Source organism: Methylobacterium sp. Leaf88, assembly GCF_001422795.1.
GTDB lineage: Bacteria > Pseudomonadota > Alphaproteobacteria > Rhizobiales > Beijerinckiaceae > Methylobacterium.
In genome coordinates this window covers 67,045-83,749 of record NZ_LMMK01000052.1, presented here as the reverse complement: position 1 = coordinate 83,749, position 16,705 = coordinate 67,045, and the positions used below count along the sequence as shown (strand labels likewise).

Annotated in this window: 12 protein-coding genes; 6 read left to right on the top strand and 6 right to left on the bottom strand. The window is 70.2% G+C overall.

Features of this window, described 5'->3' with window-relative positions; all coding sequences use genetic code 11:
• Positions 1 to 5: 5 nt before the first annotated feature.
• Entirely contained in the window at positions 6 to 1,124 is a 1,119-nt protein-coding gene (locus ASF20_RS20500) for a patatin-like phospholipase family protein (RefSeq protein ID WP_056277460.1), read from the bottom strand.
• Positions 1,125 to 1,578: 454 nt separating this feature from the next.
• Here ASF20_RS20500 and ASF20_RS20495 point away from each other — a divergent pair, with 454 nt between their 5' ends.
• Positions 1,579 to 2,541, top strand: a complete 963-nt coding sequence (locus ASF20_RS20495; RefSeq protein WP_056211996.1) for an acetyl-CoA carboxylase carboxyltransferase subunit alpha — start codon at positions 1,579 to 1,581, stop codon at positions 2,539 to 2,541.
• A gap of 330 nt (positions 2,542 to 2,871) precedes the next feature.
• Positions 2,872 to 4,377 (top strand): murein L,D-transpeptidase family protein, encoded by a 1,506-nt coding sequence (locus ASF20_RS20490; RefSeq protein ID WP_082501478.1) that lies wholly within the window; start codon positions 2,872 to 2,874, stop codon positions 4,375 to 4,377.
• A gap of 34 nt (positions 4,378 to 4,411) precedes the next feature.
• On the opposite strand, the gene ASF20_RS20485 is transcribed toward ASF20_RS20490, so the two are convergent.
• The 4 genes from ASF20_RS20485 to ASF20_RS20470 all read right to left on the bottom strand — a co-directional run bounded on the left by ASF20_RS20485 (position 4,412) and on the right by ASF20_RS20470 (position 9,067).
• Entirely contained in the window at positions 4,412 to 5,038 is a 627-nt protein-coding gene (locus ASF20_RS20485; RefSeq protein WP_056277457.1) for a LysE family translocator, read from the bottom strand.
• 164 nt (positions 5,039 to 5,202) lie between these two features.
• On the bottom strand, positions 5,203 to 5,448 hold the full coding sequence (locus ASF20_RS20480) for a hypothetical protein (RefSeq protein ID WP_056211991.1): 246 nt from the start codon (positions 5,446 to 5,448) through the stop codon (positions 5,203 to 5,205).
• A 133-nt stretch (positions 5,449 to 5,581) separates the two neighbouring features.
• Positions 5,582 to 6,298 (bottom strand): PhoH family protein, encoded by a 717-nt coding sequence (locus ASF20_RS20475; RefSeq protein WP_055945921.1) that lies wholly within the window; start codon positions 6,296 to 6,298, stop codon positions 5,582 to 5,584.
• A 402-nt stretch (positions 6,299 to 6,700) separates the two neighbouring features.
• Positions 6,701 to 9,067 (bottom strand): UvrD-helicase domain-containing protein, encoded by a 2,367-nt coding sequence (locus tag ASF20_RS20470; RefSeq protein WP_056277454.1) that lies wholly within the window; start codon positions 9,065 to 9,067, stop codon positions 6,701 to 6,703.
• Between the two features lie 218 nt (positions 9,068 to 9,285).
• Here ASF20_RS20470 and ASF20_RS20465 point away from each other — a divergent pair, with 218 nt between their 5' ends.
• The 4 genes from ASF20_RS20465 (at position 9,286) to ASF20_RS20450 (ending at position 14,243) form a co-directional block, all read left to right on the top strand.
• Positions 9,286 to 9,528: a DUF4160 domain-containing protein gene (locus ASF20_RS20465; RefSeq protein WP_056211987.1), complete on the top strand. Its 243-nt coding sequence runs from the start codon at positions 9,286 to 9,288 to the stop codon at positions 9,526 to 9,528.
• A gap of 10 nt (positions 9,529 to 9,538) precedes the next feature.
• Positions 9,539 to 10,051, top strand: a complete 513-nt coding sequence (locus tag ASF20_RS20460) for a DUF2442 domain-containing protein (RefSeq protein WP_056277451.1) — start codon at positions 9,539 to 9,541, stop codon at positions 10,049 to 10,051.
• Between the two features lie 217 nt (positions 10,052 to 10,268).
• Entirely contained in the window at positions 10,269 to 10,520 is a 252-nt protein-coding gene (locus ASF20_RS20455; RefSeq protein WP_056211983.1) for a hypothetical protein, read from the top strand.
• A gap of 117 nt (positions 10,521 to 10,637) precedes the next feature.
• Positions 10,638 to 14,243 carry an AsmA family protein gene (locus tag ASF20_RS20450; RefSeq protein WP_056277448.1) on the top strand — a complete coding sequence of 1,202 codons (3,606 nt, stop codon included), beginning with the start codon at positions 10,638 to 10,640 and terminating at the stop codon, positions 14,241 to 14,243.
• Between the two features lie 23 nt (positions 14,244 to 14,266).
• On the opposite strand, the gene ASF20_RS20445 is transcribed toward ASF20_RS20450, so the two are convergent.
• Positions 14,267 to 16,645: a hemolysin gene (locus tag ASF20_RS20445; RefSeq protein ID WP_348271555.1), complete on the bottom strand. Its 2,379-nt coding sequence runs from the start codon at positions 16,643 to 16,645 to the stop codon at positions 14,267 to 14,269.
• Positions 16,646 to 16,705 lie beyond the last annotated feature (60 nt).

Here is a 16,705-nt window from a genome sequence, read left to right as displayed (position 1 = left end):
GGCGTTCAGTCCTGCGCGTCGCGGGTCAGGTCGAGCACGCAGATTCCGCTCGCGTCGGGCCGGCGGTCGCGCCAGGCCGGCGCGCGCAGGGACCGGCGCAGATCGCCGAGCCCCGCGGCCCAGTGCTCCAGCATGGTCGCGCGCGAGAACTCGTAATCCTTCGAATTCCCCTCGTAGGCCTTGCGACGGTAGATCAGCTGCAGGATCGTCACGACGTTGTCGTGACTGATCCGTCGCAGAAACGCGGCATCGGGGTCGTCGCGCCATTCGGGCGGCAGCTTGCCCAGGAGGCTGCGCGTGGCGGCCTTGGCTTTGCGGATCTCCAGGCTCATGTCGGTGTTGAGCCGGGTCCGGCTGGAGAAGCGGATATCCTTCTCGCGCTCGGCCGCGTCGATCAGGGTCCGGGGCATCGCTCCGCGCGCGGAGAACAGGTCCACCTGGAACACCACGAGGTCGCGCTGGCGCTCCTCGTCGAGGACGTATTGCAGCGGCGTGTTCGAGACGATGCCGCCGTCCCAGTAGGGCTCGCCCGCGATGGTGACCGGCGGGAAGCCCGGGGGCAGGGCACCGGAGGCCATGATGTGCTCGGGCGTGATGCGGTCGCACCGGGTGTCGAAGTAGGCGAAGTTTCCGGTGCGTACGTTGACGGCACCGACGCTGAGGCGGGTCGCCCCCCCGTTGATCAGGTCGAAATCCACGAAGCGCTCGAGGGACGCCCGGAGCGGGGTCGTCTCGTAGTAGCTCAGCGCCTCCGGCGCGCCGGCCGGATAGAAGCTGGCGGGAGGAAAGCGGGGGTTGAAGAAGCCGGGCACCCCGAAGGCGGCGACCCAGCCGGCACTGGCCTCGTTGAAGGCCGCCCGCGCCCGCTCCCCGGGAAACCAGGGAACCCCGGTCACCCCCGAGGAGACCAGCTCCCAGAAGGCTCTCATCCACTCCACGCGACGCTCCGGCGGGTTTCCGGCGATCAGCGCCGCGTTGATGGCTCCGATGGAGATGCCCGCGACCCAATCCACGGCGTGGTCCTGGGCGGCCAGCGCTTCGTAGATGCCGGCCTGGTAGGCGCCGAGCGCCCCGCCGCCCTGGAGCACGAGAACCTTCGTTTCGCCGCTGGGACATGCCGTCACGACCGGCCCTCTCCTTTCCGGACCACACCCCGCCTCGGGGGATCCCGGAAGGCGTCCCGCCCACGGCCCGCCCAAACCCAATCCGAGGTTGCAGTAAGAGGACAGTACCACCATGACGCAAGGCCGGGGCGATCACCATCCCTCGGGTGGGACGAAGCGGCCCGGTTGTCAGGCCCTCGGCCTGCGCGCTCGGGCGCCCGGGTGCGGCAGCCGGCGGTGACGACCCGGCACGATTCGCATCCGAGCCTCTCGGCTCGACCGACGGACTCCCGGCCGAAACGCGCCGGCCGGACACGCGGTCGAGCCTCGCCCCGGTCCCGTGGACGGTTGACAGGCGCAGTTCCTTCGCCAACACCCCCCGCCCAGTCGCGGCTTTTCCCGCACGCCCTCCGCCGCAATCGTCCCTGACCCGGCCGCCCCGCGCGCGATGGCGACGAACAAGGATCCCTGACCCATGTCGGTGACGCGCTCCTATCTCGACTTCGAGAAGCCGGTGGCCGAGCTCGAATCCAAGCTGGAGGAGCTGAAGACCATGGCCGCCCGCGACGGCGCGGTCTCGATCAGCGAAGAGGTCGGGCGCCTGGAGGCCAAGGCCGCCGCCGCCCTCTCGGACATCTATGCCGGCCTGACGCCCTGGCAGAAGACCCAGGTCGCCCGCCACCCGCAGCGCCCCCACTTCATCGATTACTGCGCCGGCCTGATCTCGGATTTCAGCCCGCTCGCCGGGGACCGCGCCTTCGGCGAGGACCAGGCCATCGTCGGTGGCTTCGGACGCTTCCGCGGCCGTCCGGTCTGCGTGCTGGGCCAGGAGAAGGGCTCCACCACCGAGACCCGCCTGCGGCACAATTTCGGCATGGCCAAGCCCGAGGGTTACCGCAAGGCCGTACGCCTGATGGAGCTCGCCGACCGCTTCGGCCTGCCCGTGCTGGCCTTCGTCGACACCGCAGGCGCCTTTCCGGGCATCGAGGCGGAAGAGCGTGGACAGGCCGAGGCCATCGCCCGCTCGACGGAGGCCTGCCTCGCCCTCGGTGTGCCGAATGTCGCGGTGGTCATCGGCGAGGGCGGCTCGGGGGGCGCCATCGCGCTCGCCACCGCCAACCGGGTGCTCATGCTGGAGCACGCCATCTACGGCGTGATCTCGCCGGAAGGCGCGGCCTCGATCCTGTGGCGCGACCAGGGTCGCGCGGCGGACGCCGCCACCGCCATGAAGATCACCGCGCAGGACCTGCTGCGCCTCGGCATCATCGACGGCATCGTGCCCGAAGCGACCGGCGGGGCCCATCGCGGGCGCGACGCCGCGATCGCGGCGACGGGGGCCGCCATCGAGGCCGCCCTGGTGGAGTTCCAGGGCCTCGGCCCGGACGAGATCCGGGACCGGCGCGCGGCGAAGTTCCTGGAGATCGGTCGCAAGCTCTGAGAGTGCGACACTGCGCCGCGGATGCGCGCGGGAACCAAACCTCCCGATGCGTCCGTTGCGCCCGCCAAGGTTTCGCCACACCGACGCCTGGCGGATCGGCGGCGAAAAACCTGTGAAATCAATCCTCTTTCCGTCGGCACGCTCCGCGCGGCATCAAATGCGGCGAGATCGGGTCGACGGGCCGACGATGTCCGCAATCCACATCCCGCCCGGGCCACGAAGGCGGTCTCCTTGCGGTAACAACCGGGTAAGTTTAACGACGCTAAGGGGTTGGGGAGTGGCATGCCACGGGCGCGAGCCCGGGGCTGCGTGACTGAGGATAGGTTCCCCATGGCTATGCGCCCGCTCGTGGCCGCCGGTTTCGCTCTGCTCGCCCTGTCGCTCGGCGCCTGCCAGGACGGTTCGATGGGCGGTGGCGTTCCGCTGCGGGCCCTGGCCCCGGTGCCGCCGAAGACCCTCGCGCTGATGGCCCAGAAGGGCATGTCGCAGAGCGATCCCATCCTGATCCGCGCCTACAAGCGGGAAGCGGAGATGGAGGTGTGGAAGCGCGGCACCAACGGCCAGTACGCCCTCCTCAAGACCTTCCCGATCTGCCGCTGGTCGGGCCAGCTCGGCCCGAAGACCAAGCAGGGCGACCGCCAGGCGCCCGAGGGCTTCTACACCGTGACGCCGGGCCAGATGAACCCGAACTCGTCCTACTACCTCTCGTTCGACACCGGCTATCCGAACGCCTACGACCGGGCGAACGGGCGCACCGGCAACTACATCATGGTGCACGGCACCTGCTCGTCGTCGGGCTGCTTTGCCATGACCGACGAGTCGATGGGCGAGATCTACGCCCTGGCGCGGGATTCCTTCGCGGGCGGCCAGCGCGCGTTCCAGTTCCAATCGTACCCGTTCCGGATGACGGCGGCCAACATCGCCAAGTTCCGCAACGACCCCAACGCGCCGTTCTGGAAGAACCTCAAGGAAGGCTCGGACTACTTCGAGGCCCTGCGCGACGAGCCGCGGGTCGGCCTGTGCGGAACGAAGTACGTCTTCGGCGGCGCCGACGCGGCGGCCGGCTCCTGCACGCCGCGGGTCGAGCCCCAGGTGGCGGAGAAGCGCGAGCGCGACAATCGCGAGATCGCCGACCTGATCGCCAAGGGCACGCCCGCCACCCGCCTCGTCTACGACGACGGCAGCCAGAACCCGGTGTTCCGCGGTCAGCAGACGCCCGCCAATACCCTGACCTTCGCGAGCCTGGGCAAGGCGCCCCCCGAGCCCGAACTGCCGTACGACCCGAAGGATTATGCCCAGCACAAGCTCGGCGACGTCAGCCGTCCCGAGAGCCTGGCCGCCGGCGAGCGCGAGATCGAGGTCGACGCCAAGGGCCGCCCGGTGATGATGGCCGCGGTCGCCCCGATCCCCACCAAGGCGGCCGCCGCGAACCTCGCCCGGAAGGGTACCGCCCCGGCGGCCAAGCCCGAGCCCGTGGTGGCCGAGCCGGCCAAGCCCGCCCGCGTGATGGTGGCCGACGCCGAGGGCGATCCGGCCGCCTACAAGAAGCTCTTCGGCAACGTGTTCAGCAACGGCGCGCCCGCGACACCGGCCACCGACGCCGCCACCGTCCCGGCCGTGGCCGCGGCGGTGCCGGAGCCCATCGCCGCCAAACCTGCGCCCAAGCACGCCCCCGCGAAGGCGGCACACGCCGCGCCCGCCCCGGCCAAGGGCGGCAAGCCGGACGAGGAGAAGGCGGCGAAGCCGGTCCACAAGACCGCATCGGCCGCCGCGACCGCCTCGCCGAAGACCACCGGCTCCACCACGCCCAAGAGCTCCCCCACGCCCAAGGATTGAGGCGAGGAACCGAGGCGGGCCGGGCCGCCCCGCCTCAGCGCGTGCCGAGGAGCATGGCGCCGAAGCCGAGGAAGATCCCGCCGGTGATCCGGTCGAAGGCCCGCCGGAGCGCCGGGCGGGTCAGGGATGCGGCGAGCCGGCGGCCGCCGAGGGCGTAGACCCCGTACCAGAACAGCTCCGCCCCCGCGAAGGTGACGACTAGGATCGCGAATTGCGGGGCCTGCGGCCGTGCCGGCTCGACGAATTGCGGCAGGAAGGCGCTGGCGAACAGGAGGAGCTTGGGGTTGCTCAGGCCGATCAGCAGCCCGTCGCGGTAGAGACGCCCCAGCCTGACCGGCGCAGGGCTCCCCGTGTGCCCGGGGACGTCCAGCGCCCCGTCCCGCCCGCGCCAGGCCCGGATGCCGAGCCCCACGAGATAGGCGACGCCCGCATAGCGCAGGCCATCGAACAGGACCGGCGACGCAAGGAGGACGGCGCTCAGTCCCGCCGCGGAGGCCACCAGCACGAGGACCACGGCGCTCAGGCACCCGGCCATGGCGGCGAGGCTGCGACGCAGGCCGACGCGGACGCTGCGCGCCAGGATGTGCAGCATGTTCGGCCCCGGCGTGCCGGACAGGAGGAAGACGGCGCCGAAGAACAGCCACCAGGTCTGGAAGGTCACGGCCGGGCTCCCGGATCGAACGCGCACGCCCTGGTGCGCTCCGGCAGCCTCTTAGCAGACCGCGTCCGGGGCCGCGCCCGGCCGGGAGGCGGGGCAGCCCGGCGCGCAACGAAAAAGGGCCCCGCGAGGGACCCTTCTCCAGATCAGTCAGATCGGTCGACCGATCACATCCGGCGCATCATGCGACGGTGCATCATCCGGCGCTCCATGTGACGGCGCATCATGCGGCGCTCCATGCGACGGTGCATCATGCGACGCTCCATCCGGCGCTCCATGCGCATCTGCACGGTGGACACGGTCTCGGGGGCGGTCACGCCCAGCGGGGCACCCGGTGCGGCAGAGGCGGAGGTGGCGAGGCTGGCACCGCCGAGCGAGGCGAGCACGGCGAAGGCAAGGGTCAGTTTCCTCACGTGAAGACTCCCATTCTCATTTGTCCGAGCGCGGCACCCGGTTTGTTCTCTCGCACCCGAGGCCGAGAAACTCGTGTCGCGCACCGGAGTGAGCGGCAGGCCCCGTTCCGGCCCGCCGCTGACAACACCTGAGTCAGAGATTCGTTTCCTCGAAAGCCCGCACCCACTCAGCACAAATTCCGGAGCGGACGATATCGTCGAGGGTAAATTCTACCACCGGGATCGGCATCATCCGACTCTTGATCAGGTGGATCACCGTGCGCAGGCCAGACGTCTCGCGTAAGTCCGTCTGGGACACGTCGCCGTTGATGATCACCTGGCAATCGTCACCGATGCGGGTGAGGAACATCTTGATCTCGGCGGTGGTGGTATTCTGGGCCTCGTCGAGGATCACGAGGCAGTTCTTGAAGGTGCGCCCACGCATGACCTCGAAGGGCACCACCTCGATGTCGCCGGTCTTCACCGCGATCTCGAAGGCGGCCTCGCCCATGCGCTCCTTCATGGTCTCCGTAAGGGGAGCGACCCAGGGGGCGATCTTCTCTTCCAACGTTCCGGGAAAGAAGCCGAGGGAGCGGCCGGAGGGCACGTTCGGCCGGGTGATGATCACCTTGGCGATGCGGCGCTGGCGGAGCTGGTCGGCGGCGCGGGTCCCGGCGATGAAGGTCTTGCCGGTGCCGGCGGGGCCGAGGACGATCACCTGCTTGTGAAGGGCAAGGGCGTCGAGGTACTGCGCCTGCCGGTCGGTGAGGGGCTGGATCGGACTTAGGTTGCGTTCTTCGTCGAAGCGGGTCTTGTGCAGCCGGACCGGACGGTCCTCGACGAGTTCAAGTCGTGCGCGGCGTCTCTTCATCGATCAACACTCCAACCGGACTTGCCAACCTGGATTTAATCTGAGCCTGACTTGCTGAACTTGCTTCGCATCACTTTCGATTGATCCCGTTTCGGCGATCCTTTCGACTTCGCCCGCTTCACAGCCAATCCGGAGACCGCCCTCAAGTTCCGGACGGGTCCCTCAAGGCTGTGGATTCCCGATACGGTCCCGATGACCGCAGGACTGTGCGTTGCACGCACCATGCCGCGCCGGGCGCGACAGGGGCGTGACATCCACTATTCTTCGGAATGATGTAAAAAGTCTGCGTCGATGCTGCGCTGCGGGAGCCGATCCGCCGCGGCGGTCGATTGCCCTGGGCTGTGTCGCAAAAGACGCAGTCTGCATCCGCCAGACGTCCTCCGCAGCCCCCGCGTCCCGCGATCAGGCCGCCTGGATGAAGCTGTCGAGGACCATCTTCCGGCCGGCCTTGTCGAAATCAACGGTCAGCTTGTTGCCGTCCACACCCGCGACGGTGCCGGGGCCGAACTTGGTGTGGAACACCCGCATGTCGACGCTGAAAGCGGAGGGCGCGCCCGTCGATTTGGCGATGAGCTCGCCCTCGATCTGGCGCGGGCCGCCCCGACTGGCCGGCGAACGGTTGCCGACCCCGTAGCCGTTGGCGTTTCCGGACTGCGCCGTATTGGCCTGGGCCCGCTGCCAGCCGGGCGTGCCGTAGGACGAGCCGAAGGGCGCCGGGTTCCGGTCGAAGCGCGAGGCCCCGGCCGCGAAGTGGGCGGGGGCATCGATCACGTCGACGCTGTCCTCGGGCAACTCGTCGATGAAGCGGCTCGGCACCGTGGAGGACCACAGGCCGTGGATGCGCCGGTTGACGGCGAAGGACAGCTTGGCGCGCTTGCGGGCCCGGGTCAGGCCGACATGGGCGAGGCGGCGCTCCTCCTCCAGCCCGGCGCGGCCGCTCTCGTCGAGCGCCCGCTGGTTCGGAAACAGGCCATCCTCCCAGCCCGGCAGGAAGACGGTGTCGAATTCCAGGCCCTTGGCGGCGTGGAGGGTCATCAGCGAGACCCGGTCGGCCCCCTCCTGCTCGCTGGCCTCCATGACCAGCGAGACGTGCTCGAGGAAGGCGGCGAGGTCCGGGAACTCCTCCATGGAGCGGACGAACTCCTTGAGGTTCTCCAGGCGTCCGGCGGCGTCGGCCGACTTCTCCTTCTGCCACATCTCGGTGTAGCCGGATTCCTCCAGGATGGTCTGCGCCACCTCCGAATGCGGCTGGGTTCCCACCAGCCGGGCCCAGCGTGAGAAGCTCTCGACCAGGGCGCGGACGCCGGACCGGGCGCGGGGCTTCAGCTCGTCGGTCTCCACGACGAGGCGGGCCGCCTGGAGCAGCGGCACCCGCTCGGCCCGGGCATAGGCGTGCAGCGCCTGCAGGGTGGCGTCGCCGAGGCCTCGCTTGGGCGTGTTGAAGATGCGCTCGAAGGCGAGGTCGTCGGAGGGGTTGGCGGTGACGCGCAGATAGGCGAGCGCGTCGCGGATCTCGGCCCGCTCGTAGAAGCGCGGGCCGCCGATGACCCGGTAGGGCAGGCCGAGCTGGACGAACCGGTCCTCGATCTCGCGCATCTGGGCCGAGATGCGCACCAGCACGGCGATCTCCGAGAGGGGATGCTGCTGGGCCTGGAGACTCTCGATGGCTTCCGCCACCTGGCGTGCCTCCTCCTCCGAATCCCAGGCGCCCGACACCGTCACCTTCTCGCCAGCGACGTCCTCGGTGCGCAGGGTCTTGCCGAGGCGGCCCTCGTTCTTGGCGATGAGGCCGGAGGCGGCGGCGAGGATATGGCCGGTGGAGCGGTAGTTGCGCTCCAGGCGGACCACCACGGCGCCGGGAAAGTCGTGCTCGAAGCGCAGGATGTTGTCGACCTCGGCACCGCGCCAGCCGTAGATCGACTGGTCGTCGTCGCCCACGCAGGCGACGTTGCGGTGGCCCTGCGCCAGCAGGCGCAGCCAGAGGTACTGGGCGACGTTGGTGTCCTGGTACTCGTCCACGAGGATGTAGCGGAAGCGCTGCTGGTAGTTTTCCAGCACGTCGGGGTTCTCGCGCCAGAGCTTGAGGCAGAGCAGCAGCAGGTCGCCGAAATCGGCGGCGTTGAGGGTCAGGAGCCGGGCCTGATAGGCGGCATAGAGCGCCCCGCCCTTGCCGAAGGCGAAGGCCTGGGCCTCGCCGGGCGGCACCTGCTCGGGCAGGAGGCCGCGGTTCTTCCAGCCGTCGATGGCCGAGGACAGGGCGCGCGCGGGCCAGCGCTTCTCGTCGATGTTCTGATCGACGATGACCTGCTTCATCAGCCGCAGCTGGTCGTCCATCCCGAGAATCGTGAAGTCGGAGCGCAGGCCCACCAGTTCGGCGTGCCGGCGCAGGATCTTGGTGCCGATGGAGTGGAAGGTGCCGAGCCAGGGCATGCCCTCGCCGGCCGGCCCGATGAGCCCGCCGATGCGGTGCTTCATCTCGCGGGCGGCCTTGTTGGTGAAGGTCACCGAGAGGATGTCGAAGGGCCGCGCCTTGGCCGTCGCGATCAGGTGGGCGATGCGCGTCGTCAGCACCCGTGTCTTGCCGGTGCCGGCCCCGGCCAGCACGAGCACCGGCCCGTCCGTCGCCTCGACGGCGCGGCGCTGCTCGGCGTTCAGCCCTTCGAGGTAGGGCGAGCCCTGCGGCCGGAGGGAGGCCATGGCACGGGCGGCGATGGAGGTCGGGGCGGCGTCGGAGGCGGATGCGCCGGCCGCGTCGAAGCGTTGAGTCATCGCGCATCCCTGGACCAAAACGCGAACGGCGTCGAGGGTCGCGCGCGTTTCCGGAGTGGCCCGGCCTCCGCCTGGACGGTCTCCGAGGCTCCATCTCGGACGCACCTCGTATCCCGGAGAGTGTCGGATCGGCGATTAAATTCATCCGAAAATCGGATGAGGAATTTCCGCCAGCCCGGGCCAGGACTATGTCTCGACGGGATGGGTGAGGCGCGGCGATGGGCGAGCTCTATCAGTCGGGGAGCATCATCATTCGGTTCTATGCCAACGATCATCTGCCGCCGCATTTCCACATCCTGACACCGGATGACGAGGCTCTCGTGGAGATTGCCACCCTCCGACTGTTGGCCGGCGCCCTGCCGGGCAAGATCGAGCGCGAGGCCCTGGCCTGGGCCGCCGAGAACCGCGCCGCCGTCGCGGCCGAATGGAATCGGACCAACGCCCGCTTCCCGATTGCCTGAGGAGGTTGCCGTGAACGATCCCCTGCCCCGCATCTCAACCGTCATCGCCACGGGTCCCACCGGCCTCTGCGTGATGTGGCGCGACGACCGGTCCGACCGCGTGGACCTCGCCGGATGGATCGCTACCGGCGGTGAGATCCTGTCGCCTCTGAACGATCCGGCCCTGTTCGCGACGGTCCAGCTCGGAGATCACGGGACCTCCGTGGAATGGGGCAGCGAGGACGGGGACCTCGCCATCGATGCGCATCATCTCAGGCTGATCGCGGACGAACAGCGGCGGTTCGGCCGCGCGGAGGTGACTGCGTGGCAGACAGCCGCCGGACTGTCGAACCAGGAATCCGCGGATTTCCTCGGCCTCTCGCTGAGCACGTGGAACGCCTACAAGGCGGGCATCAGCGCGGTGCCGACTCCCGTTGCGATGGCGTGTCGGGCGGCCCTGCGCGACCCGATCCTGCTCCACGCCCATTACCGGCCGCGCAAGCGGGGCCGCCCGCGCCGCGTGGGCGCACCCAGCGCGGCGTAGGGTGGCGCGGTCCGCCAAGCAGAGGCCGCGACACACTGAGACTCCGGCGGCCAAGGACGGAAGAGGACGGAAACCCGCAACCTCCCGTCGCTGCCGACGATCGATGCGGCAGTCTCACGCAGCGTCGCAGAACCTTCGAAAACCGGAACCCGCCTTCCCACCGGCAGGTCGTCTCACCAGATCACGACATCACAGTGCACCTGACAAGGACGCCGCCATGCGTAGCTCCCCCGCCCTTCTCGCCGGCCTCGCGCTCCTCGCCGCCGGTCCGGCCCTCGCCCAGGTCTCGTCGCGGGGCGTCGACAGCCTGAATGCCACCAACGAGCGCCTGTCCAACCGCAGCGAACTCCGGGGCATCGAGCAGCGCCAGCAATTCGACACCAACCAGACGCGCCTGCAGATCCAGCGCGGCGACCTGTTCCGGCCGAGCGCGCCCCCCGCCCCGATCGTCGTTCCGGGCCGTCGCTGAGCCGCGGCCCCGGGGCGCCGGACGCGGCGCGCCGGCCCTGGCGCGCGCGGGCGTTCCCTGTGCTATGTCCGCCGACGGAGCGGGGCCCGACCCGGGTGACGAGGCGGAACAGAGACGGTGCGTGACATCCTGACCGCGCTGGCGGGCGCCGTCATCCTGCTCCTCGTCGCGGCGCTCGCCGTCCCGCCCTTCGTGGCCTGGGAGGGCTATCGCGGCACGATCGACCGGACGATCGCGCGCTCCCTCGGGGTCGCGGCTCAGACCGAGGGCCGTATCGGTGTCCGGCTCCTGCCCTCGCCGCGCCTCAAGCTCGATCGCCTGCGGCTGGGGTCCGGGGCCGGCGCCGCGCAGAAGCCCGCCCTCGACCAGCCCCAGCTCGACCTGCAGTGGATCAAGGCCGAGATCGCCCTGGCGCCCCTGCTGAAGGGCGAGATCCTGTTCACCGAGACGCGGGTCGGCCGGGCGGAGGTCAAGCTCCCCGTCACCGATGGCGAGGCGATGCTCCTGCCCACGCGCGGGCTGTCGGCGGCCCTGCGGCGCGACCTCGCCATCGAGGACCTGTCGATCCGGCAGTTCGTGCTGACGACCCAGGTGCTCGCGACGGGCCGGACCGAGCAGTTCTACGCCGAGGCCCTTCAGGTCTCCGCGCCCGCCCTCGTCGGCCCCTGGCGGGCCAAAGGCACGAGCCGGGGCGTCCCCTTCCGGGTCTCGACCGGTGAGCTCGGGCCCGACGGCGTCAACGTGAAGATCGCGGGCGGCGGCGACACGCAGCCCCGCTTCGAGGCCGATGCCCGCATCGGCCTCGCACCCGCCGGCACGGCGACGGGCGGACAGCGCCTGACCTCGGCGGTGGCCGAAGGCAGCGCCCGGATCGTCGTCGGGCCGCCGGTCCAGGCGGCGGGCGCCTATCTGCCCTTCTCCCTTGCCGGCAAATTCAAGGGGCGCGGCCTGACGGCCCGGTTCACCGACGTCGCCCTGGAGATCGATCCCGGCGGCCAGGCCCTGCGCCTGGGCGGCTCGGGTCAGCTCGACCTGAAGCAGTGGCGCGGCGCCCTGGCGCTCTCCGCCCGTCGCCTCGACCTCGACGCCTTCCTGACCTCGGCGGCCGGACAGGCGCTGATCGCCCGCGGCCTGCCGAACACCGGCGGCCGCAACGGCCTCGGACTGCCGATCATGGTGGACCTGGACCTCGCGGCGGAGAGCCTGGCCCTCGGCCTCGACGAGTGGACGGGGCTGGCCGCCAGCGGCACCCTCGACCGCACCGGCGGCGTGGTGCTGCGCCGCCTCGACGTCACCGCGCCGGGCGCCACGGCCCTGGGCGCCAGCGGTGAGATCGACACCGAGACCGGCCTGCGCTTCACCGGGCGCCTGTCCCTCGACACGCCGGCCTCCGACGGGTTCGGCCGCTACCTGCGGCGCCTCGGGCTCGAAGGCCCGGCCGTGGCGGTGATGGACGGTCGTCCGGTGCAGGTCAATACCGACCTCTCGGTGGCCGCCGGCACGGTGTCCCTGCGCAACCTGCGCCTCGGGCTCGGCGAGGCCCGCATCACCGGCAATGCCCGCTACACGGCGGCCGAGGGACCGGCGCGCGGCCGCTTCGATGCACAGCTCGCCGCGCAGGGCATCGACATCGCCGCCCTGCCGGTGCTGAGCGGCACCCTCGCGGACCTGCGGGGCCACGATGTCGGGATCACGCTCCAGGCCCGGGACGTGCGCTACGGGCCCGCCGGCGCTCATTCGGGCAACGGCACCATCGCGGCGAGCATCCAGTCGGACGGCCCGAGCCTCGTGGTCGACAGCCTCGCCATCACCGACCTGGCCGGCGCCAATGCCAAGCTCTCGGGCCGGATCAGCCCGGACGGCACGGGCCGGATCGCCGGGCAGGTCTCGGCGGCGGTGGCCGCCCCCCTGTTCGCGCTCCTCGACCGGGTCTGGGTGGCGGAGGCCCGCCGGGTCCCGGCCTTCCTGCGAAACGGGGCCCTCGACCTCGCGGTCAACCTCGAGCGGGATGCGGGCGCGGCCGACACCCTGCGGGTCGGCGCCAAGGGCGACGCGGCGGGCGGCACCCTCGACCTCGACCTCCTGAGCCGGGCGGGCCGCATCGACACCCTCGACCTCACCATCGCGACGGCGAACGCGGCCCCCTGGTTCGGGCGCACCGATGTCCCGGCCCTGCGCCGGCCCGGATACCTGCGCATCGCCGGCGTACCCGCCCCGTCCGACGGCACCGCGTCTCCCGGGGGGCTCGCCCTGCGCCTGAGCGGGACGGTCGCCGACATCACCGTCGCGACGGTGCAGCCGATCCTCCTCGACGCCGCCGAGCCCCTGCCGCGAGCCGGCGCGCTTCAGTTCGCCCTGCCCGATCTCGCGCCGCTCCTCACCCTGGCGGGCAGCGCCGTGCCGATCCCCGGGCCGCTGCCGGCCGATCTCGGTCTGCGCCTGTCGCGGGCCGGCCCGGACCTGCGCCTGGGCGTCGTCGGCCGGATCGCCAGCCAGCCCGTCTCGGCCGACCTCACCCGCACGGCCGAGGGCGCGATCGGCGGCAGCGCGTCCCTGACCCGCCTCGCCCTGCCGCTTCTGGCCAGTGCCACGATCCTGCCGACCGAGGCCCCGCGCGGACCCGGCCAGAGCCCCGCGAGCGCGCGGTTCGCGCCGGTTCCGGCCGGCCGGCCGGCGGTCTCCCTCGGCCTCCGGGTCGACAGCCTCGACCTCGGGCGCGGGCTCACGGCGACCGGCGCGACCCTCGGCGTCACCCTGGACGGCGAGACCCTGACCCTGCGTGACCTCGACGCGACCCTCGCCGGTGGACGCATCGCGGGACGCGCGACCTCGACACGTCAGGGCGGCGCCGCCGCGCTCTCCGGCGAGGGCCAGATCACCGATGCGGCGATCCCCGGCTTGGTCGGCCCGGGGCCGGTGGACGGTCGGGTCTCCGCCCAGCTCCGCTTCGGCAGTTCGGGCGAGAGCCTGACCGGATTGATGAACAACCTCGGCGGGAGCGGCACCCTCACGCTCACCGGCCTCAGCCTGCCGGGGGCCGATCCGGCCGGTCTCGATCGGGCGCTGACACGGGCGCTCGCGGAGGACGATCCCCTGCGGGAAGGCCGCCTGCAGGCCCTCGCGGCCGAGGAACTCGGCGCGGGCCCGCTCACCGTGAAGGGGCCGGTCTCGAGCCCGGCGAGCCTCGTCGGCGGCACCTTGCGGGCCGGCCCGCTGACCTTGCCCCTCGGATCCGCGCGCTGGAGCGGGACTCTCGGCGTCGACCTGAGGGACGCGCGCATCGATGCGCGCGGGTCTCTCCTCGCCGGCCAGGCGCCCAAGGGCTGGAGCGGGGCGAACCCCTCGATCCAGCTCGGCTTCAGCGGTCCGATCCGAAACCCTGAGCGCAGCATCGACGCCGGACCGGTGACCAACGGGCTCGCCGCCCTGGTGCTCCAGCGCGAACTCGAGAAAATCGAGCTGTTCGAAGCCGACCAGAGCGAGCGCCAGCGCCGCCGCGCCCGCATCGAGATGGACAGGGTCCGCGCTCTCGCCATCAAGGCCGCGGCGGACAAGCTGGCGGCCGAGAAAGCGGCCTCCGAGGACGCCGCCCGCCAGGCGCGTCTGCGGGCACAGCAAGCGGCCCAGCAGGAGGCCGAAAGGGCCGCCGAAGAGGCGGCGCGCCGCCAGCGCAGCGAGCCGGAGCCGCCCCGGGACCGGGAGGGTCCGCCCCCGGGCCCCTAGCGGAAGGGGTGGGCGGTGCCGTTCTACATGAAGATCAGCTCGTTGATCTGACCGGCCAGGTCGGCATCGTAGGACCAGTTCGACTTCCCCACCAGATCGCTGGTGCGGAGCACATCGCGGGGAACGCCCCCTGGACCCTCGGCCATCAGGGTGTCGTTCTTGAACAGGCGCATGTAGCCCCCGTCGTCCACACTGGCCTGCCATCGGGCCGTTTCGCCTTCCACGATCGCATCGTAGGCGGTGATCCGGTAGGTTTCCGACCCCGCGATGATCTCGAAGGCCATGTCGTCACTCGTCCAGGCTTGACCGAGCCAGACGTTGTCTTCCCAGGCCCCGTTGCCGGTGTCGAAGATGCGCTGGTAACTGCCACCGGCCAGATCGTCGAAGCGGGCTTCGGCGAACACCTTGAAGGCGCCCTCGATCTCTGGGATCCCTTTGTACGCGGTGACCTCCAGGTCGCTGACCTTGCCCGCCAGCGGGGCATCGATGGACCAGGGGGATTTGCCGACGAACTCATTGGTCCGTTCGATGTCCTTCGGCACGACGCCCTGCCCCTCGGCCAGGATCGTACCGTCCTTGAACAGGCGCATCCAGCCCGCCTCGTTGACGCTGGTCGTCCAGGACGCCTCCTGTCCCTCCACGATCGCATTCCTGGCAATCAGGGTTCCCTCCCTGCTCCCGTTCTGGATCGTGAACTGCATGTCATTCGACGTCCCGATCTGGCCGAGGAAGACGTTGTCGCCACTCGTTCCGTTGCCCAGGTCGTAGACCCGCTGCCAGGGACCCGCATCGAGATCGTCGAACCGGACCTTGGCGGTGGCCGAGAAGGCGCCGTGAAGATCGGCGACTCCGTCCGCCTTGAAGCTCAGGTCGTAGACGGTGCCCATGAGGTCCGTGTCGTATGACCAGTTGGACTTGCCCACGAGGTCGCTCGTACGGACGATGTCGCGGGGGACCTCACCCTGCCCCTGCGCCAGGAGGACCCCGTCCTTGGACAGGCTCATGCGCCCGTTGGGGTCCACGGCAGCCGTCCAGCGCGCCTCGACCCCCTGCACGATCGCATCCTTGGCCACGATGCGATGCACGCCGGAGCCGGCATAGATCTCGAAGCCCATGTCGCGGCTGCTGCCGACCTGGCCGAGCCAGATGTTATCGCTCCACGCTCCGTTTCCGGTGTCGAAGACGCGCTGATGGCTGCCGCCGGCGAGGTTATCGAAGCGCACCAGGGCGCTCGCCACGAAGCCGCCGTCGATCTCCGGGATGTCGGCCACGAAGGCTTCGTCGGAGGTGTCCGTCAACAGCATCTCGAACCGGCTCTTGGAGTCGGTCCCGATGGGGCCGAAGCGTGCCCGGAGGTGAGCCAACAAACCCTTCACATCAAGTTCGACGTCGCCGATGCGCAGGGATTCGATCCCCGTGAGGATGTCGACCTCGCCGCTGGCGATGTTCTTGATCCTGAGGGCGCCGCCCCTGCTGGTGGCATCGTAGATGACGGCAAAGTCGGCGGGGTTACCGGAATACGTCGCCCGGTCGCGGCCCTCGCCGCCATCGAGGGTGTCGTACCCCCACCCCCCATCCAGGATATCGTCGCCCGCACCACCGATCAGCATATCGTTGCCGCCGCTGCCGAACAGGCTGTCGTCGCCGGTCCCCCCGTCGATCCGATCGTCGCCCCACCCGCCATCGACCCAGTCGTCCCCACCAAAGGCAAAGAATTCCTCGTTCGGGTAGTCGAGCCCGATCCGGTCAGCCCGCTCGGTGGCGATCGGCATGCCCATATCCTGGAAGATCGCGAGATCGAGATCCGTGATCGCCGCACGGCTGCCCATAGAAGACCAGGGATCCATCAGATCCTCTCGACCGGCGACATGGGAGCGGGAGTCGTCGAGCGGGATCGAGCGGCCGTTCGAAGCCTGAACGTTGGGCCCAGAGAACTCGTTGTTCCCGTTGGACCATGTGGCCGGAAGGTCGACGAATCCCAGGGCATGCCCGAATTCATGCTGGAACAGCGAATAGGCATCGATTTTATCCCACGGAACAGAGGCCGCACCCGTCGGATCGTAGAACAAGCTGTCGAGCCGGTGCTCGCCCAAGGTCACCTTCCCGTCCGGAGCGCCTCCATTTCCGTCCCAACCCAAGCGCGCCTTGTGAATGGCTGCCGAGAAGCGTCCGTCCCAGGTTCCGTTCGGACCCCCGTTCGCGAGATAATTCCCACCTCCGACGTTGCCGATTGCGACGGTGAGGTCGATCGTGCCGTTGCCCTGGATATACTTGCCCCAACCATCGGCGGCAGCTTGCGCAGTGGCTAGGATGAGGTCCGCTCGCCCGCCGGCTTGGCTCCGGGACCAATCGTCGGCCCATGTCACTGAAATTCTCGTCATGCACACCCCCTCGGGACACAACCAAAAGTTGCCTCACGGGAGAATGCCGACCAGGGATGCGGCGGATCTTACAAGGATCAA

Coding starts and splice junctions, on each gene's coding strand:
- ASF20_RS20495 (WP_056211996.1), top strand. CDS start 1,579: ATGTCGGTGACGCGCTCCTATCTCGACTTCGAGAAGCCGGTGGCCGAG.
- ASF20_RS20490 (WP_082501478.1), top strand. CDS start 2,872: ATGGCTATGCGCCCGCTCGTGGCCGCCGGTTTCGCTCTGCTCGCCCTG.
- ASF20_RS20475 (WP_055945921.1), bottom strand. CDS start 6,298: ATGAAGAGACGCCGCGCACGACTTGAACTCGTCGAGGACCGTCCGGTC.
- ASF20_RS20470 (WP_056277454.1), bottom strand. CDS start 9,067: ATGACTCAACGCTTCGACGCGGCCGGCGCATCCGCCTCCGACGCCGCC.
- ASF20_RS20465 (WP_056211987.1), top strand. CDS start 9,286: ATGGGCGAGCTCTATCAGTCGGGGAGCATCATCATTCGGTTCTATGCC.
- ASF20_RS20455 (WP_056211983.1), top strand. CDS start 10,269: ATGCGTAGCTCCCCCGCCCTTCTCGCCGGCCTCGCGCTCCTCGCCGCC.